The following is a 19,572-nucleotide window of genomic DNA, read 5'->3' on the forward strand; positions in this document are numbered from 1 at the left end:
AAAATAAAAAGAAAAGAAGTTTTAAAAGAAAAATGGTGCTGGGCATAACACCCAACACCAAGTTTGTCTACAGTCTGAGAATCCTGCAAGCAGGATTCTTTTTTACATTTCATAAACATATATTATCAGGAAGGACAGATGTCAGGCGGCGGGATATGAAAGAAAAAAGACATCTGGTGATGTGGGTAGAATTTATCGTGTTGGCGGTGCTGCTGGCAAGGCTGGAAATTGTGAGGATCCGGGAGAATACAAAAGCAGTGCATGAATATACCTGTGTCGGAAGGAAACAGGAAGGTGCACAGAATGGTTACGGAAAAAGAGAGGAGAAAGCTGTCAGTGACAAGGTGATCGGGGCTGGAAATAGCAGGTTGGAAAAGAAGCTGGAAGAGAATGTGACGGAAAAGAAAAAAGTAGCTCTGACTTTTGATGATGGTCCCAACAGCCAATATACGCCGTTGCTTCTGAAAGGGCTGAATGAGAGAGGGGTTCATGCTACTTTTTTTCTCATGGGGAAGAATATTGAGGGAAAAGAGGCCTTGGTGAAGCAAATACAGGAGGAAGGTCATCTGATCGGGAATCATACATACAATCATGTACAGCTGGATAAGATTTCAAAGGAGGTAGCAAAAGAAGAAATTGAGACAACCAACCAGAAAATCTTTGAAATCACAGGTGTGTACCCGGCATGGTTAAGACCGCCCTATGGGGAGTGGCGAAAAAATCTGGATTTTTATGTGGAGATGTTTCCTGTACTCTGGGATGTGGATACTTTGGACTGGAAGAGTAAAAATGTAGATTCGATTATGAAAATTGTGCGGTCGGAAGTGTCAGATGGGGCAGTGATCCTGATGCATGATGCTTACCAAAGCTCAGTAGATGCAGCGCTTCAGATTGTGGATCTTCTGATGGCAGAAGAATATGAATTTGTGACTGTAGAGGAATTAATATTACCGTAAAAGATATCCACTGGTAACGGTAACGTTGTTACTGTTCACTCCGTGACCAGTAACACGCTTCGCGATGCACAGAAATCATGCATTCGCATGATTTCGCGCTGAGATTCTCGGGTTTTCTGTGAACTTTGTTCACAAAAAACACCTCGCGGAACGTTACCAGTGAACAGTAACTCTAACGTTCCGCAAACAGTTAAAAAATAGCTTTATAAACTTGCCTAAATGAGAAATATAGATTATAATTAGAACAAATGTACGGAAAATTACTTTTGAATTGGAGAGAAATACATGGATTTATTTGAATATGCGAAATCCAGGACAATGGAGAATGAATCCCCACTTGCCTCCCGTCTTCGCCCAACGAAACTGGAGGAAGTAGTGGGACAGCAGCACATTGTGGGAAAAGATAAATTACTTTACAGAGCCATCAAGGCAGATAAGCTGACTTCCGTTATTTTTTACGGTCCTCCAGGAACTGGAAAGACCACCCTGGCTAAAGTCATTGCCAATACTACAAGCGCAGATTTTACCCAGATCAATGCCACCGTAGCTGGCAAGAAAGATATGGAAGAAGTGGTAAAACAGGCTCAGAATGCCCTTGGAATGTATGGGCGAAAGACGATTTTATTTATTGACGAGATTCATCGCTTTAATAAAGGACAGCAGGATTATCTTTTGCCTTTTGTGGAGGACGGAACCATCATCCTTATTGGAGCCACTACAGAGAATCCCTATTTTGAGGTAAACGGTGCTCTCCTTTCACGTTCTATTGTATTTGAGTTGAAGGCGCTGGAGATTCCGGAGATTAAAGAACTGCTCCTGCGGGCAGTGAACGATAAGGAAAAGGGCATGGGAAGCTATAATGCGGTTCTGGATGAAGATGCCCTGGAGTTTCTGGCAGATATGGCAGGAGGAGATGCCAGAAGCGCTCTGAATGCCATAGAGCTTGGCATTCTTACTACGCCAAGAGCTTCAGACGGCAAGATCCATATTACTCTGGATGTGGCTTCTGAGTGTATCCAGAAGCGTGTGGTGCGCTATGATAAGGATGGAGATAACCATTATGATATTATTTCTGCATTTATCAAGAGTATGCGCGGCTCCGATCCGGATGCTGCAGTTTATTACCTGGCGAAGATGCTGTATGCAGGTGAAGATGTGAAATTTATTGCAAGACGTATGATGATCCTTGCTTCTGAAGATATTGGAAATGCAGATCCCCAGGCTCTGGTAGTGGCAACAGCAGCAGCCCAGGCAGTTGAGCGGGTAGGAATGCCGGAATCCCAGATCATTCTTTCCCAGGCTGCCGCATATATGGCATGTGCACCTAAGAGCAATGCTGCGGTGAATGCTATTTTTGCAGCAATGGACAGTGTGAAGCGTACCAGGACGACTGTTCCGGCTCATCTTCAGGATGCCCATTATGGAGGGCATGAGAAGCTGGGACATGGAATCGGCTACAAGTATGCCCACGATTATCCAAATCATTATGTAAAGCAGCAGTATCTGCCAGATGAGATCCAGGGAGAGAAATTCTATGAGCTGTCAGATATGGGATATGAGAAGAAACTGAAGGAACATATGAAATTTATAAAAGAGCATGCAGATTGAAGGAATGATTTTTTGAACACGCTTTGGAATAAATATTGAGTAATTATCAGCAGGTGCTATTTTGCGAAGCGTGCAGCTGTGAAGGTACTGAACAATTACAATATCTGAAATAAAAAGTGGAGGAGCTTTATAAAAGCCCCTCCATTATTTTTGCATAAATTTCTTCATATTTCTTGGGCCACTGCCTGCAAATGGCCTTGGCAGCGGAAAGAGATGGCGCTGCAAGCGAAAGATCAATCACAGAAGCACCCTTCTGCAAAAGCTGAAGGTGAACCACATATTCTCCCTGATTATTAATGTAATAATCGGCTGGAGCTTTCACCTGATTCTTTGTGGAGGCACCTCTGGCTGCCAGGTACTGGAGCACTTCAGTACGGATGTCCTGGGAAATATCATTCTCGAAATAGGTGAGTGTGTTTTTTCCATCTTCAGTAAGATAATAGTAGGAAGTATTGGAAATGGTACGCTTCTCAATCAGTTCTGTTTCCTCAAGCTCGGAAAGGGCCTGTTGCAAATGGAAATAATTCGTGTACTCACGGTCCAGAATAAATTCTGAAATTTCTGAATTAGTGATGGGGGACGAAGAATTCCGAAGCATATATAGGATGATCAGTTTGTAAACAGTAAATGGTGTAGCCATTTTCCAGCCTCCCTTCTGGTGAAATATTGCATAAGTTCTAAATTCGAGTGTGTTTGAAAAAGCTTTCTGCAAGATGTGTATTACACTTTGCGGGAGATTGCGGGAATAATATTTCAAACAGACTCTAATGCTTTGCCCTGAAAACTCTGACGCTCTTTCAAACGGTGGTGGAGCAGATTCAGCACTTCTCTTTTTCTGCTGGCCCATAGAGGGGCGATCAGCAGATCTTTCGGCCCGTCGCCGGTAACCCGGTGGATCACAATGGATGGATCCAGATGTTCCAGGCAGTCTGCTACAAGATCAATATATTCGGTGCGTTCCAGCACTTTAAATTTCCCGGCAAGATAATCATATGCAAGGTCAGTGCCTTTCAGAACGTGGAGCAGCTGAAGCTTGATTCCCTGAATATCCCGGGCATTTAAATAATCCATAGTAGCCAGCATATCTTCCCTGGATTCGCCGGGAAGCCCGAGAATGGTATGAACTACTACTTCCAGACCAGCTGTGCGGAGTCTCTTAAGGGAGTCTTCAAAGCAGGATAGAGGGTAACCTCGCCTGATATAAGCTGCGGTAGATTCATGAATGGTTTGAAGTCCCAGTTCTACCCAGACTGGTTTAACCATGTTTAGCCGGGAAAGAAGTTCTACTACATCGTCCTCCAGGCAATCCGGCCTTGTACCAATAGAAAGTGCCACAATCCCCGGATGGGAAATAGCTTCCTGAAAAATTTTTTCCAGATAAGGCACAGGAGCATAAGTATTGGTGTAAGCCTGAAAATAGGCGATGTATTCGTGAATAGGTCTTTTGGCGGAAAGCATGGCAATTTGGCTGTCTATCTGTTCATGGATAGAGAGGGCTGCACTGGCGGCAAAATCACCGCTGCCACCTTCGCTGCAGAAGATGCAGCCGCCGTGTCCTATTGTACCATCGCGGTTGGGACAGCTCATGCCGCCGTTTAAGGTGACTTTATAAACCTTTTCCCCGAAGCGCTCCTTTAGCATATAGTCAAGGGAGTGATAGGGCTTTCCATTCCAGCTGGTGATCATAAATTCTTATTGTCGGAATCAAGACTGTGGTCTACTACACTGTCAGGATTCGGCTCAGAGGTTTCTTCCGGAATATATTTGTCAAAAATTTTCACAAAGAAATGGGAATTGATGTATGCAATTCCGGAAAATCCAATGAGCACCAGCAGCAGGATGACCATGGACTGTACCTGGGCACTTGGAATAAAAAATACAAGAACCGGGGCAGCAGTGACAAGGATCATAAGTGCTGTATATGGAAGATGGCGGATGGACATCAAAAATGCGTTGGTAAAAGTATTCTTGATGGTATTGTAAAATTTCGCAAGAACCGGGTAGATGTACAGGAAGATCATCAGGTAAACGACCAGGATCATCATAAATAATACCATAAGAACCTTACCGATGGTGCCAGGTGTGCTGCGGCAGATGCTAATGTCAAAGTACAGCAAAAGGGCAGCCGCAAGCATGATCAGATTGATCACAATACCCTGTTTCAGATTCTGTTTAAAGGATTTAAAAAATCCGCGGACGATATAAGACTCTTCATTACGAACCATTTTCAAAGTGACGTAGAACATGGCGGCAATGGAAGGTCCAATGGTCACCACCGGAATGCAGCAGACAATGCAAAGCAGATTCAGAATGATAAGATCTGCCACCCTGCTCATGAAGGTGAAAAATTTGTTATCCATGTTGAAAAAACGATCCATTCAAAAATTCCTCTTTTCTATTTTGTATATAGCATTAATGAGCTTATCACATAGTATAACGAATCTGTGAAAAAAAAGCAATTTGAAAATAAAAAAGAACATAAAAACTATATAATCTTCACAAAAATATTTATAGAAAGTCCTTGCTTATCACACGTCAGAGTGTTAAAATAGTAATCATTGAAAAGAGAATAATAAACATTAAATATAGAAAAAGGAGTAGCGAAATGAGTAAAAATATCAGAACTGAGGCAGTTGACCATCTTTTTGAGGCCATACTTTGTCTGAAGGATAAGGAAGAGTGCTACACTTTCTTTGAGGATGTGTGTACCATTAACGAACTTCTTTCTTTATCTCAGAGATTTGAAGTGGCCAAGATGTTGATGGATAAGAGAACTTACCTTGACATTTCTGAGAAGACCGGTGCTTCCACAGCCACGATCAGCCGTGTAAACCGTTCTCTGAATTATGGCAATGACGGTTATGATATGGTATTTAAGAGAATGGAAGAGAAAAAAGAGCAGAACCGTTCTCTGGATCAGAAGGACGAATAAGCGTCAGAGGATCTGAATCCGAAATAGAATAAAATATACGAAAGAAAACCCGCGAAATTGTGCTATGAGATAATTTCGCGGGTTTTGTACTGTTATTTGTCTTTATTCTTCTTATGTTTGTCCCTGGGCTCAGATGGGGAAATGTCATCGATCATTTTCTCAATGATCATCTTCTTAATGTAGACATCAAAGCTCATGAGACAGATAAAACTGAATCGCTTCAGAAATTCCTGATCTTCCTCATCTGCATCCTGGAAAGTGGCGCTGGAGAAACGGTAATCCTTCAGAAGATTCTTGATCAACTGGTCAATCTTGCGGTTCTCCATTCCAAAAACTTCATTATATACATAGGTCATGTCCTTGCCTGGCTCACCTTTAAAGTATTTCGCTGTGATGGGACCGAGAAGCTTCTGGATGTCTGTGATGGACAGAATATTCTTAAAATAATAAATGAAGATCAGCATGAGCAGATGATCTTTGGAATAGCGCTTCTTCTCAGGGGAAGGGAGCAGGTTATTCTTGGCGTAGTTATTGATCATGGTCTTTGTCAGGATCTTGTCATCATCGTGACGCTTTGTGGACGCAAGCTGATCCTCCATAAACGTGGTGACCTGATCCATGTACAGGTCGATGTTTGGAAGATCTTCTGGTTTTATATAATCCATTCCGGAAATGTGCTCCAGAATGCTCTTTAATATGGATTTATCATCAGCTGTCATTTTTATCACCTCTGCTCCTTATTATATAGTTTTTAAAACTACTTGTAAACTGTTTTTTTCAGATCTTGTGAAAAACAGAAAAAAACCAGAACTTTGTTTACAAAAAACACCTCACGGAATGTTACTGGTAAACAGTAAAAACCCGAATCTATGTTTGGATTTTCTGCACGTTCGGGGTTGTGGGAGATAAGGATTTCATGTATAATGAGATTTAACTATTTGAAAAATCATTCCCGCAATCTGCATGCCCCATTTGACGGTATATTTCGTCCGAATTCAGTTGTCGCAGTCCGCTGTGACGCCCTCATCAGGGCGGAAGCTCCTACAAATTGTGGCGCACATCCTGCAGAAAGCTTTTTTCAAACATGCGTTAGCGAAAAAAGGAGAACATAAATGAGCATATATGATACATTAAATCCCCCTCAGCGCGAGGCGGTAGCACAGACAGAGGGACCAGTCCTGATCCTGGCGGGAGCTGGTTCCGGCAAGACAAGAGTGCTGACACACAGGATTGCCTATCTGATGGATGAAAAGGGAGTAAATCCGTGGAATATTCTGGCTATTACTTTTACCAATAAGGCTGCTCAGGAGATGAGAGAGCGTGTGGATAAGCTGGTGGGCTTTGGTTCTGAGAGTATCTGGGTGTCTACTTTCCACTCAGCCTGCGTAAGAATCCTTCGGAGACATATTGATAATCTGGGATATGACACGAATTTTACAATCTATGATACAGATGACCAGAAGTCTCTTATGAAAGATGTGTGCAGGAAGATGAACATTGACACCAAGATTTATAAAGAGCGTTCCCTTCTTGCCCAGATTTCCCATGCCAAGGACGAGCTGCTTACACCAGATGATATGGAGATGAAAGCTGCCGGAGATTACAATATGAAGAAAGTGGCTTCTGTTTACCGTGAATACCAGGCTGCTCTTCGCAAGAATAATGCACTGGACTTTGATGATCTGATCGTAAAGACGGTGGAGCTTTTTGAAAAATGCGGTGCAGTGCTAGAGTACTATCAGGAGCGGTTTAAATACATTATGGTGGATGAGTATCAGGATACCAATACTGCACAGTTTAAGTTTATCAGTCTTCTGGCCCAGCGGTATCAGAATCTTTGTGTGGTAGGTGATGATGACCAGTCCATTTATAAATTCCGTGGGGCTAATATTGGAAATATTCTTGGATTTGAGCATGTTTTTCCAGATGCCAGGGTAATCCGTCTGGAGCAGAACTACCGCTCTACAAGGAATATCCTGAATGCAGCGAACCAGGTGATCGCGAATAATACAGAACGTAAGGCAAAAACCCTGTGGACAGAGAACGAAGAAGGCAGCAAGGTGCATTTTCGCCAGTTTTTGAATGCTTATGAGGAAGCAGAGTATGTGGCAGGGGAAATCGGCAAGTTAAAAAGAAACGGTCTTGGGAACTACCGTGATTGCGCTATTCTTTATCGTACCAATGCCCAGTCCCGTATTTTCGAGGAGAAATTTATTGCAGCCAATATTCCATATAAACTGGTAGGAGGCGTTAATTTCTATGCACGTAAGGAAATCAAGGATCTTCTCTGTTATCTGAAAACGATTAATAATGCCAGAGATGATCTTGCTGTGCAGAGAATCATAAATGTGCCAAAGCGTGGAATCGGTGCAACGACACTTGGACGTGTTCAGGATTATGCGGACAATATGGGAATCAGTCTGTATGAGGCATTGCGCGTGGCTGAAGAGGTTCCTTCTATTGGAAGAAGCTTGTCAAAGATCGATGGCTTTGTAACTTTTATACAGATGCTGAAAAGCAAGGCAGATGTGATGACTGTGGAGGAAATCCTGCAGGAGGTAATTGATTCCACAGGTTATGTGGCAGAGCTGGAAGCTGAGGATACAGAAGAATCGAGAGCAAGAATTGAGAATATTGATGAGTTGATTTCCAAGACTGTAGCTTATCAGGAGGCTATGGAGGAGCAGAATCAGTCGGCTACGCTTTCAGGCTTTCTGGAAGAGGTGGCTCTGGTAGCAGATATTGATACTGTAGATCCGGATCAGGATTATGTGCTCCTTATGACTTTACATAGTGCCAAGGGTCTGGAGTTTCCGAAGGTGTTTATGGTAGGAATGGAAGACGGCATTTTCCCTAGTCATATGACCATCAGCTATGGCGATGACGGGGAGATGGAAGAAGAGAGAAGACTTTGTTACGTGGGAATTACCCGTGCAATGAAAGACCTTACTTTGACTTGCGCCCAGCAGAGGATGATCCGTGGAGAGACTCAGTATAACAGGGTTTCCAGGTTTGTGAGAGAGATTCCAAGAGAACTGGTAGATCTGGGACACACTATTCAGGAGAAGAAGCCGAAAGTGGAGGAACTAATCCCAACACCGGCGAAATACTCCAAGATGAAAGAGATTCTCCAGGGCAGAAATTATAAGCCAAGAGAATTTAAAGTAACAAAAGCTAATTCGCTGGATTATGAGGTGGGAGATACGGTACGCCATATTAAATTTGGCGTTGGAATTGTGAAGGAAATCGTGGAAGGCGGCCGTGATTATGAGGTTACAGTAGAGTTTGATAAGGTTGGTGTGAAGAAGATGTTCGCAAGCTTTGCCAAGCTGAAGAAAATTTGATTGGAAATTGGGTTTGGAAAAATTTAAAATTAATATATTAACTATGGTAAAATAATTGCAAAAGTGGTATAATAAATAAACCTAATGAGTACTTTGAAAGAGAGGATGGTATCACATGAACATTAAAATGGATAAGCTCGAGGAATTATTATCATTACTTAAGAAAAAAGAAGATGAGAAGCAGAAGAATACAGTCCTCTGGGTACTGGCTATCATTGGCGCTGTAGCTGCTGTTGCAGGAATTGCATTTGCAGTATATCGCTTCTTCGCACCGGATTATCTTGAAGACTTCGAGGAAGATTTTGATGATGATTATGACGATTATTTCGAGGATGAGGAGAAATAAGTAAGGCGTTTAGCGGATATCCACGGTCGTCCACAATTTTTGGAATACAAATCTGGTTTGGATGTGGATAATTTCGGGGATTTTTTATAAGTGAGTGCATATTAAATGAAAAGGTATACGGGCATATAGCAGTTATGCTCCCCCGTATACCTTATTTTTGATTTAAGGTAACTGTTCAGTATCTTCATAGTAATACGCTTCGCGCTGCACAGAAATCATGCATTCGCATGATTTCGCGCCGCAATTTTCGGGTTTTCTGTGAACTTTGTTCACAAAAAACACCTCGCGGAACGTTACCAGTGAACAGTAATCTATTGGCGACAGTATTATATATAAAAGACAGCTGCGGAATAGTTACGATCTATATACAATTATTTTATGGAGGATTTATGAAAAAAGGAGAGATTTACGAAGGAATTATCGAGAAAGTTGATTTCCCTAACAAGGGATATGTGAACATAGATGGAGAAAAAGTAATTGTAAAAAATGGAATTCCAGGTCAGAAAGTTCGCTTTATGATCAATAAGAAGCGTTCGGGCAGGGCAGAAGGCAGGCTTTTGGAGATTCTGGAGAATTCTACCCTTGAGGTAAGAGAGCCTGTATGTAAGATTTTTCCAGCATGCGGTGGCTGCATGTACCAGACAATGTCCTACGAAGAACAGTTAAAAATGAAGGAAACTCAGGTGAAAGGACTTCTCCAGGAGGCAGTAGGTATTGGTACAGACCTTCACTGGGAAGGAATCCACGGAAGTCCTATTGAATTTGGTTACCGTAATAAGATGGAATTTTCCTTTGGAGATGAATATAAAGATGGTCCTCTTTCTCTTGGTTTGCACAAGAAAGGCAGCACTTACGACGTACTGACAGCGTCTGACTGCAAGCTGGTGCATCCGGATATGACGGCAATCCTTTCCCGTGTGCTGGATTTTTTTACAGAGCTTGGGGCTGTGCATTATAAGAAAATGCAGCATACTGGTTATCTGCGCCACTTGCTTCTGCGCCGCGGTGTGACCTCTGGTGAAATTCTGGTACATGTGATCACCACAAGCCAGGCAGAGTACGACTATGCGCCGCTGGTATCAAGGCTTCTGGCTCTTCCGCTGGAAGGAAAAATCGTGGGAATTATGCACATTATCAATGATTCTCTGTCTGATGTGGTGCAGAGCGATGAAACCAGATTACTTTATGGACAGGATTACTTCTATGAAACGTTGCTGGGTCTGCGGTTTAAGATTAGTACATTTTCCTTCTTCCAGCCAAACTCACTGGCAGCCGAAGTATTGTACTCCATTGTGCGTGATTACATTGGTGACACCAAGGATAAAGAAGTATTTGACCTCTACAGCGGTACTGGAACTATTGCCCAGCTTCTTGCTTCTGTTGCGAAAGAGGTTATCGGCGTGGAAATTGTTGAGGAAGCTGTGGAAGCTGCAAAAGTAAATGCCGCCTTAAATGGTCTCACCAATTGCCGTTTCATCGCAGGTGACGTCCTGAAAGTCCTAGACAATCTTACTGAAAAACCAGATATGATCATTCTGGATCCCCCTCGCGATGGAATCCACCCCAAAGCGCTGCCGAAGATCCTGGCATATGGAGTAGAGAACATCGTCTATATCTCCTGCAAACCAACAAGTCTTGCAAGAGATTTACCAGCATTTCTGGCAGCTGGTTATGAGGTTCAGCGCAGCTGCAGCGTGGATCAGTTTTGTGAGACGGTGCATGTGGAAACAGTCTGCCTTTTGTCAAGAAAAGCCCAATAAATCAAAGGATTTCGCCATTTTGGGAATAAAATAGATGTGTGTTTCTGTTTCCGCAGAGTGATGATATATCAGGAGGTTTACCCCAGGGGATAGGCTTTGGAGAACGGGAAATATACATTTTGGCGAAAGAATACTTTTTCGCAAAAGCGGTTTTGTTAAAGGAGCGTATGATGAAGGAAATTGAACAGTTCGCAACCCAATTTCGAAGAGCGATTGACTTGGCTTTGGAAGCAGGGGAGTTTGATAACGACAGCATATATCGCAGATTTCCACGTGCTTGCTGCGGAGATACGAGTGATTTGTTAGCTCAGTATTTATTGGATAAAGGTATCAAAACAGATTATGTCTGTGGAACATATTGGGGTAAACCGGATGGAAACGGACAATCTCATGCATGGCTGATGGTAGACAAATATATTATTATAGATATCACAGGTGACCAATTTAGTGGCAAGTCTACTTTTCTTAATTATGACAAATCAGTTTATGTAGGTGAGGGAGATGATTTCCATAGGCTCTTTGAGGTTGAAGATAGAGATGTTCATGAGCATCGTGGGTTGAGTGCTTTGGGTGGTTTTTGTGGACCGAGGCTGTGGGATTTATATAGAAAAATTCTAAAATACATTTAGTCAACCACTTTTTATGGGGATAAAACCATTACCCCACTTTGAAAACCTATTGCATACTTTCGCTATGCAGCATAAAATAAATGTTCAGGGGATTATTGAAACCGTATGTCTGCTTTCAAAGAAACCTTGATTTTCTGCGGTTTGTGGGATATTAAGGAACGAAAATGGATATGTGTTTTGTAGCCTTATGAATGAACCATTTGAATATCGCAGCAGTGGGGTGTTTTGAAACTCTGCTGAATAATAGGCTTTTGCTAAAAGGTATCACTTTTGTGAAAATGTATGATACTTCCTGGCAGAAGCCTTTTTATATAAAGATAACTTGACTTCTAAATCTTACTGATGTAATATTTACACAAGTGCAGTAGGATTGCGGACGAAATTTTTTTGTTGCGAAATCTTACGCATGTAATAAAAGGAAGGAGGAATGCATAGTACGATATACCCAGCAAAGAGAAATTTTTTTACTTCAAAATCTTACGAGTGTAATATTTTGAAGATATAGCGTACATTGAAAATAGAATATGACCATATCAGCAAAGCAAAATGAATGGAGGTCAATATGAAGAAAGGAAAAAGCAGAAACAAGCGAAAGAAAACAAGAAGCAGGCTCCTATGGATTGCGATTGCTGTTATAGGAATAGCTGCGGTAATTTCTGCAGTATGTGTGGCAGGAATGTTGGCAACAAAGGAAAATGCCTGGAAGACACCGGAAGAACTTCTGGTGGAGTACATGGATCATATTCCAAAACAGGAGTATGAAGAAATGTATGCAATGCTACATATTGAGGCATCGGGAAATGTCAGTCAGGAGGATTTTGTAACTCGAAATTCAGCTATTTATGAAGGTATAGAAGTCCAGAATATAGCTGTCCAGATTATTGCATATGACGAGGAGCAAATGACGGTAACCTACCAGACTTCTTTCGATACAGTTGCAGGAACTATCAGCTTTGAGAATAAAGCACTTTTCCTAAAGGACGAAGAAGGATATCAGTTAGTTTGGGATGATTCCCTGATTTTTCCGAATCTGGCATCTACAGATAAAGTAAGAGTTTCCACTACACAGGCAGAACGAGGAGAAATTCTGGATAGGAACGGACGTGTCCTTGCAGGAAAAGGTACAGCATCTTCGGTTGGAATCGTTCCGGGCAAGTTGGAAAACAGAGAGGAAGCAATCGCACAGATTGCAGAACTAGTGGAAATCACACCGGAAGCGATAGAAAAGAAACTGTCTGCAAAGTGGGTAAAGGATGATTCTTTTGTTCCCATTAAAACAATTCCAAGAGTGGAAGAAATTGAGTTAATGTCTATCAGTCCAGATGAAGAAGTCCTAAAGGAGAAAGAAAGGCATGAAAAGTTGCTGGAGATTCCCGGAGTGATGATATCTGATGTTGAAGTGCGTGAATACCCATTAGGAGAAGCAGCGGCACATTTGGTCGGATATGTTCAAAGTGTTACTGCGGAAGATTTAGAGGAGCATGCAGGAGAAGGCTATACAGCCAATAGTGTAATCGGCAGAAGCGGAATGGAGAGCTTGTTCGAGAGTGAACTGAAAGGCCAGAACGGTTGCAGGATTTACATTGAAAACTCGGAAGGCAAAGAGAAGGAGGAACTTGCTTGTATCCTGGTACAGCATGGGCAGGACATCCAGCTTACGATAGATACTGATTTACAGGTTTCCTTGCATGAGCAGTTTAAGGAAGATAAAAGCTGCTCGGTAGCCATGAATCCTTATATCGGAGAAGTATTGGCTTTGGTCAGCACACCGGCCTATGACAATAACGATTTTATTATGGGATTGTCGAGTGAGCAGTGGACTGTACTTAACGAGGATGAGAATAAGCCAATGTATAATCGCTTCCGGCAAGTGTGGTGTCCGGGGTCTACATTCAAGCCAATTACCGCAGCGGTCGGCTTGGAATCAGGAGCAATCGATCCAATGGAAGATTACGGCAACGTAGGCTTAAGTTGGCAAAAGGATGCATCGTGGGGTTCCTATCATGTAACAACACTCCATGCATATGAACCAGTCATTTTAGAGAATGCCCTAATATATTCCGACAATATTTATTTCGCAAAGGCAGCATTAAAGATTGGCTCAGAAGAGATGGAGAGTTCTTTGACTGGACTTGGTTTTAATGAGGAACTGCCATTTGAGATTAAGATGGCAGAGTCGCAGTATTCTAATTCAGAGGGAATTGAAACAGAAATACAGTTAGCAGACAGCGGTTACGGTCAAGGGCAGGTTTTGGTGAATCCATTACATATGGCATGTATCTATTCTGCTTTCTGTAACGAGGGAAATGTTATAAAGCCGTATTTAGTATATCAGAAAGACGCAGTAGCTGAGTATTGGATTCCGGGAGCCTTTTCTAATGAGACAGCAAGCCGTGTATTGGAAGGAACAAAAAAGGTTGTGAATGATTCTAATGGAACTGGATATGCAGCCCATCGGGATGACATTCTTTTAGCAGGAAAAACAGGTACGGCAGAAATCAAGGCATCGAAGGATGATACTTCGGGTACGGAATTAGGATGGTTTGCAATTTTTACAGCAGAAGATACGGTAGAACGTCCTATATTGATTATTAGCATGGTAGAAGATGTGAAAGGAAGAGGAGGAAGCGGATATGTTGTTAAGAAAGACAACCTGGTTCTGGAAGAGTGGTTTGGCAGCAATTAGCTTTGTATTAATACTTAGTATTTCGGGGTGCAGTGATGCACCCCCGGAAGAAAATACAGTTTCGGAAACGGTAATAGATGTTCAGGCTATTCAGGAAGAATCAGAGGAGGATGCAGATGAAATTATAAGCGTCTGCATTGATCTTTATGAGAAAGCAGAAGAAGAAAATAAATTAGCGGATTTGGAAACAATCCGTAGTATTGTAAATCGTCTTGGAGAAAATGGTTATTCGGCAGTTGACAGCAGAAATCAAATTAACATGACGGAACCAGAGAAGGTAGTGGAATTCTGCGAAAAGGTGGATGCACAGGAGGAAGCAGAAATAACGATTCTTGAAATCAGTTATTTGGGCGGATTTGTAAAATACGATTTGCACACAAAAGGCGGAAATGTGGATGTGGTCAGAAGCTATTACAAGTATGAAAATGGAAATATGAAAAGAGAGGTTATAGGAAACTATCAAGCGGAGTATTGGAATTATACAGAAGAAGGTTACCTGATGTTTTCCGGTGTTTGGTTTTCAGAAGAATTATATGTTCTTACATTGAGTGGAGCAGAGGAACATACCGCATTACGGGTACAGCCATTGGATGAAACATATAGGGAGTTGAGTCGGAAATATCTCAACCCAATCAGCTTTGAACGGAATAATATGTTCATTGTGGATTGGAGTGAGGAGGATTTCGGGGATTTGAATTTCTATGATATGTATGACATTCTTTATCCAAAAGTGAATGGTCAATATGCTCCCTATGTTGCTGATGACAACTTATCAGTCAGTGCAGTTTATCAGATTCCAAAAGAAGAATTTGAAAGTGTTATTATGAAATATTTCAACATTGATAGTGAAACGCTACAATCAAAAACCATCTATGATTCGGAGAATTTGACTTATGAATATAAGCCGAGAGGCTTTGAAGAAGTAGAGTACCCCGAATATCCATATTCAGAGGTAGTAGGTTTTACAGAAAACAATGATGGGACAATTACACTTACAGCCAATGTAGTATTCCCTTATGCGGGTGATTCCAAGGTATATGCTCACGAGGTTGTGGTTCGCCCTTTAGAGAATGGACGGGTACAATATGTATCTAATCGAATTATACCATCCGAAGACAACTACAGAGAAACTTGGCATACGCCACGGTTGACGTTAGAAGAATGGGAAGAATTGTACGGAGGAGAATAATGGAGGATGTGAAATGGCTGCTTAGAAAATGTGGACTTCTAATTTTACTGCTGTTGATTTTCGTGATAGTTGGGGTAATCTGTTGGGGGAAAATGCATGAAGAAGAACAAAAGGTGGCAGAAGAAGTATGGGAGCCACCTGTAGAAATCGAAAATAGCGAAGCAGAAACAGAAGAAGCCGAGAATGCGGAAACTTCCACAGAGTCAGCATATTGGTTTATTCCGCAAGCCAGTGATTGTCTTATCTCAGATGAGGAAAAGGAACAATTGCAGAGTATGGTTTTGTCAGCGGCAGATTCGGTAGCAGAAATCTATAAGGATATTGTAATTGCAGATGCACCAAGTTATTCTTCCGGCATTAGCGAATTTACCAACGAGCAGAGGAAAACTGTGGTGGAGCAATTGGGCAGAAGCGGTCTGGTAAGTGTTGAAGAAGATACTGCCATGCAAAACCATGAAGCAGTCGAAACATTTTATGCAGATTACTTGGATGGACGGGACTCAATGGTTACGGTATTCGAAGTACATAGAGATGGACTGATTGGAGCAGTTACTTTTATTTACCGGAAAGGTGAGTTGCAGACTTATTATATAGGTGTTCGTTGGAAGGAAGGTGGAGTGCCTGAAATACAGGGAACTTCGGTAAGTAATGTGGCTGAAATCAAACTTACGGAAAAAGGGTATTTTATCTACGCATATGAATATGTGATTGCACATGCAAGTTTGAGACAGTATTGGAGAATAGAACCGCTTCCGGAAGACTGCCAGGAACTGACGGAGAAATACATATCAGGACTAAGTTATGTGAATTACAATGTGCTTGTCACAAACTGGAACAGTAGCAATGTAAAGGATATTTTGATGCCTTGCATGTATGAAGATATTTACCGAATTTCCACGGGTGAAAATCTGAAAACTGAGGATTGGAAGATTCCGGCAGAGGAATATGAAAGGATAATGACCACCTATTTTCCAGTATCGATAGAACAGTTAAGAGAGTATTGTGGGTATGATGAAGGGAGTAACAGCTATGAATATGAGATGATTTATGCCAGCCCATACCCACCTTTTGGAGAAGTAGTTGACTATACAAAAAATGCGGATGGAACGATTACACTTATCGTGGATGGAGTATGGCCGGATTATAATTCTGATCTCGCTTTTCGGAATACGGTTGTGGTCCAGCCATTTGAAGACGGAACTTTCAGGTATCTTTCCAATTCTATAGAACAAATTGAATTGGAACTGCCGCCAATAGCAAGAACGAAAGGATGATTTTATGGTATTAAGGAAAAAGAGCATTCTACTGATCATGGTATTTCTGATTGGGGGTTTCGTGTGTGCCTGTGGAAAAGAAGATAGTGTTGCGGGAGAATCTCTTGTGGAAGATACGGAAGAAGTATCTTCCACGGAGGAAACAAAAAATACTGAGGAAGAGGCTGCAGTACAATGGGAAAAGGGCTACGATCTTCCGGTAGATGAACAGGAAAGGGAAGAAGCTGAGACTGACTGTAAAAAGCTGATGGAACTTTATCTTGACATTTATGAAACAGCAGATAAAGGGATAGCATCTAATGTTGTTTTGGATGATCAAACGGTTCTTGAAATTCAGAAGAAGGTAAAGGACGCAGGATATCCAATTGCTACGATGGTAACGTATTCTAACATGGAGAATTATGAAAGTGTTGACAGTTTTCTGAAAGAATGTATGGAAGGGAAAAGAGGCTCTGTGGTGATTTATGAAATCCACAATGATGGTGGACTGGGCAGAATGAAATTCATTTTTGATGGAACGGATATGTATGTTGTGAGTACAAGAGGAATCTGGAATGCTGACAACAAGCCGGGAATTTCGTACATTTCTTATACGAGACTCAAAGAATGGAAATACACGGAAAAAGGATGGTTCTGCTATGAGCTGTGTGTGCCAGAGCCGCCAGAGGTTAGTGAAATTATGGATGGAAGCTGCCTGATCAGAATAAAACCTATGACAGAGGAACAGTGTGAAATGTCTGAACGTTGTGTTCGGGGGCTTGGATATCAGGGACAGAACCTTTTGTGTTCCAACTGGAATGTAGAAAATATGAGTGAGTTGGATTATAACGGAATGTTTGAATATCTGTATGGAATGAAATATGGAGAAAAGTTCAATTCTGAAGATTATCCAAATGGCATTCCTAAAGAAGAGTTCGAAAGTCTGATTATGGAGTATCTTCCCATAACAGCGGAGCAGATACGAGAGTACGCAGTATTTGATGAGGAAAACCAGACCTATCTTTGGGCGAGACTTGGGTGCTTCAATTATGCGCCTACCTTCTTTGGAACTTCTCTGCCGGAGGTTGTCGACATCAAAGAAAATCAAGATGGAACAGTCACATTAACAGTTGAGGCGGTCTGTGACATGGTCATTTGCGATGATGCAGTCATAACCCATGAACTTACGGTAAGGTTTGCAGAGGATGGCAGTTTTCAGTATTTGGGGAATGAAATCCTAAATGACGGAATTATGCATATACCAGATTACCAATACCGTATTAAAGAATGATTTGATAATACTGGTGTTTTATGGTATTTTTACAGATATGAAGAAAGGAGACTTACATGAAATATATTTATAAAATCACGGGAAAAGTAAGTTTAATACTATATATATTTATGTTGTATCAATTCTGGCATCTATGTCAATATGGTGGCTTGAGAAGGCATATACCGATGTTGGCGTTAGGTATAATAGGATTGGTTGGCACAGTGGTTCTCTGGCTGATTTCGAAAAGGCATAATCAAGAAGTTAATTCAGGAGATAATGGAAATAAGAAACTTTTCTATACGGAAATGATACTCCTTATAGCAGCAACTTTATTCTTTGGTGGACGTATCGTTTATTCTGCAGTTCCGTATCACGGGGCACTGTCTTGGAAACTTGATGAGTGGATGCGTAAAAAAGAAGTAGAACTGGAGCATAATAATCTTTTTGAGGATGGTGTAGAAGGGATTCTGATGGATTTGGATGAAGCATTGCAACTGCCGGAAGAACTCTATATTGCAAATAAATATCAGGTGTCATTTGATGAAAACGGAACGATTCAAAGGATTTATGCATTCATATATGGAAAAAATGAGGCTGGAGAGAAAAAAACGTATCTTATTGATTATGACGCAGACAGCAGTAATGATATGACTGTTTGGATAGATGGTAATGTGAATGGAGAATATAGTGACGATATGCGTTTGTCTCCAATGATTGAAATTTTGAACAATTCAGACTGGACGAGTCAGGTAGAGGCGTGGGCTGAAACATTTGAAGAGCAGCAGATTTATGAAATACTCTATATGGGGCGAAGATCTTTTAGTTCAGAGGAAGGCTTACAATATATTTCGGGAGATGCAGATGGTGATGGAACTGAAACAGGAACCGGCAATTTTACTCAGCTTAGAAGCGGTGGAGAAATCGTTGGGTTTGAGGTATCTTTGCATATTCCTGATTTAAATAGTGTCACACCTGTTCGATATATTATGGAGCCTGAGTACGTCAGTCAACAAGAATTGAAGCAGGAGAATACGATGCAGCAGGTGGAGGATGCTAAAGATACAGAAAGTTGGACTGTGGATCAAAGTGATGGAACTATGTATTTCTTTTTAGATGAAAATAATGGATGGCGTTTGGTGATAACGGATGCAGCTGCCGGAAGCAGATTTTATGTAATGGAAAAGACAATGGATGGTGGTTCTACTTGGGAATGCATAAATGATGATCCGTTCAGTGGACAATTGGGAGTTGCAGAAGGTTTAATATTTTATGATGAGAACTTTGGGGTTGCAGGAATTACAGGCGCATCCCAGTCCTATTCCCGCTTATATGTCACTCGCGATGGCGGAAGGACCTTTGAAGAAATGAAACTTCCAATGGATCTTGTTTCAGAATTACCACAAATCGCTATCGATTGCGGATTTACGGTGGAGGATTTTGATTACCTGAATATGCCTGAAAAAGAGGACGACACATTGACGATAACGGTTACCACAGATGCAGCGGAGAAAGATGGGATTGTATTTCAGTCAACTGATTATGGAGCGACATGGGAATACAAAGGGCTTGTTCAGATAGCGAATTAAGAAAAATCGG

General features: G+C 41.6%; 17 protein-coding genes. 13 read left to right on the forward strand and 4 right to left on the reverse strand.

Going from position 1 to position 19,572, the window contains the following annotated elements:
- The first annotated feature begins 155 nt into the window (after positions 1-155).
- The gene (locus AB5706_RS16805) at positions 156-956 is read left to right on the forward strand and encodes a polysaccharide deacetylase family protein (protein ID WP_368366203.1); all 801 of its coding nucleotides are present in this window, start codon (positions 156-158) and stop codon (positions 954-956) included.
- Between the two features lie 285 nt (positions 957-1,241).
- Positions 1,242-2,564 carry a replication-associated recombination protein A gene (locus AB5706_RS16810; RefSeq protein ID WP_148461143.1) on the forward strand — a complete coding sequence of 441 codons (1,323 nt, stop codon included), beginning with the start codon at positions 1,242-1,244 and terminating at the stop codon, positions 2,562-2,564.
- A 127-nt stretch (positions 2,565-2,691) separates the two neighbouring features.
- Here AB5706_RS16810 and AB5706_RS16815 read toward each other — a convergent pair whose 3' ends face one another.
- The 3 genes from AB5706_RS16815 to AB5706_RS16825 all read right to left on the reverse strand — a co-directional run bounded on the left by AB5706_RS16815 (position 2,692) and on the right by AB5706_RS16825 (position 4,942).
- The gene (locus AB5706_RS16815) at positions 2,692-3,204 is read right to left on the reverse strand and encodes a DUF4364 family protein (RefSeq protein ID WP_195991856.1); all 513 of its coding nucleotides are present in this window, start codon (positions 3,202-3,204) and stop codon (positions 2,692-2,694) included.
- Positions 3,205-3,317: 113 nt separating this feature from the next.
- Positions 3,318-4,250 (reverse strand): tRNA modification radical SAM protein MnmL/YtqA, encoded by a 933-nt coding sequence (mnmL, locus tag AB5706_RS16820; protein WP_330382818.1) that lies wholly within the window; start codon positions 4,248-4,250, stop codon positions 3,318-3,320.
- Positions 4,247-4,942 carry a YesL family protein gene (locus AB5706_RS16825; protein ID WP_118578213.1) on the reverse strand — a complete coding sequence of 232 codons (696 nt, stop codon included), beginning with the start codon at positions 4,940-4,942 and terminating at the stop codon, positions 4,247-4,249. Before AB5706_RS16825 ends, mnmL begins: the two co-directional genes overlap by 4 nt.
- 227 nt (positions 4,943-5,169) lie before the next feature.
- Here AB5706_RS16825 and AB5706_RS16830 point away from each other — a divergent pair, with 227 nt between their 5' ends.
- Positions 5,170-5,496: a YerC/YecD family TrpR-related protein gene (locus AB5706_RS16830; RefSeq protein WP_118578214.1), complete on the forward strand. Its 327-nt coding sequence runs from the start codon at positions 5,170-5,172 to the stop codon at positions 5,494-5,496.
- Positions 5,497-5,588: 92 nt separating this feature from the next.
- Here AB5706_RS16830 and AB5706_RS16835 read toward each other — a convergent pair whose 3' ends face one another.
- A complete protein-coding gene (locus AB5706_RS16835) occupies positions 5,589-6,215 on the reverse strand; it encodes a DUF1836 domain-containing protein (protein WP_118578215.1) in 627 nt (208 codons plus the stop codon).
- 204 nt (positions 6,216-6,419) lie between these two features.
- Here AB5706_RS16835 and AB5706_RS16840 point away from each other — a divergent pair, with 204 nt between their 5' ends.
- From AB5706_RS16840 to AB5706_RS16885, 10 genes are all read left to right on the forward strand, one after another.
- A complete protein-coding gene (locus AB5706_RS16840; RefSeq protein ID WP_118578216.1) occupies positions 6,420-6,608 on the forward strand; it encodes a DUF6783 domain-containing protein in 189 nt (62 codons plus the stop codon).
- The gene (pcrA, locus tag AB5706_RS16845) at positions 6,609-8,840 is read left to right on the forward strand and encodes a DNA helicase PcrA (RefSeq protein ID WP_118578217.1); all 2,232 of its coding nucleotides are present in this window, start codon (positions 6,609-6,611) and stop codon (positions 8,838-8,840) included. It abuts the gene before it with no gap.
- Positions 8,841-8,955: 115 nt separating this feature from the next.
- Positions 8,956-9,186, forward strand: a complete 231-nt coding sequence (locus AB5706_RS16850) for a hypothetical protein (RefSeq protein ID WP_173716615.1) — start codon at positions 8,956-8,958, stop codon at positions 9,184-9,186.
- Positions 9,187-9,575: 389 nt separating this feature from the next.
- Positions 9,576-10,946 (forward strand): 23S rRNA (uracil(1939)-C(5))-methyltransferase RlmD, encoded by a 1,371-nt coding sequence (gene rlmD, locus AB5706_RS16855; protein ID WP_368366204.1) that lies wholly within the window; start codon positions 9,576-9,578, stop codon positions 10,944-10,946.
- 119 nt (positions 10,947-11,065) lie between these two features.
- The gene (locus AB5706_RS16860) at positions 11,066-11,575 is read left to right on the forward strand and encodes a hypothetical protein (RefSeq protein ID WP_049889967.1); all 510 of its coding nucleotides are present in this window, start codon (positions 11,066-11,068) and stop codon (positions 11,573-11,575) included.
- A 562-nt stretch (positions 11,576-12,137) separates the two neighbouring features.
- Positions 12,138-14,261 carry a penicillin-binding transpeptidase domain-containing protein gene (locus AB5706_RS16865; protein WP_155176876.1) on the forward strand — a complete coding sequence of 708 codons (2,124 nt, stop codon included), beginning with the start codon at positions 12,138-12,140 and terminating at the stop codon, positions 14,259-14,261.
- Positions 14,209-15,450 (forward strand): DUF6070 family protein, encoded by a 1,242-nt coding sequence (locus AB5706_RS16870; RefSeq protein ID WP_009320924.1) that lies wholly within the window; start codon positions 14,209-14,211, stop codon positions 15,448-15,450. Before AB5706_RS16865 ends, AB5706_RS16870 begins: the two co-directional genes overlap by 53 nt.
- On the forward strand, positions 15,450-16,724 hold the full coding sequence (locus AB5706_RS16875) for a DUF6070 family protein (protein ID WP_117514077.1): 1,275 nt from the start codon (positions 15,450-15,452) through the stop codon (positions 16,722-16,724). Before AB5706_RS16870 ends, AB5706_RS16875 begins: the two co-directional genes overlap by 1 nt.
- A 4-nt stretch (positions 16,725-16,728) precedes the next feature.
- Complete coding sequence (locus AB5706_RS16880) at positions 16,729-17,994, forward strand: DUF6070 family protein (protein ID WP_117762062.1); 1,266 nt, start codon at positions 16,729-16,731, stop codon at positions 17,992-17,994.
- A gap of 56 nt (positions 17,995-18,050) precedes the next feature.
- Positions 18,051-19,562, forward strand: coding sequence for a WD40/YVTN/BNR-like repeat-containing protein (locus AB5706_RS16885; protein ID WP_117514080.1), 1,512 nt, complete (start codon positions 18,051-18,053; stop codon positions 19,560-19,562).
- The last annotated feature ends 10 nt before the right edge of the window (positions 19,563-19,572 follow it).

Source organism: Ruminococcus sp. RTP21484sp1_RTP21277st1_D2_RTP21277_210401, assembly GCF_040924225.1.
Taxonomy (GTDB): domain Bacteria; phylum Bacillota; class Clostridia; order Lachnospirales; family Lachnospiraceae; genus Blautia_A; species Blautia_A faecis.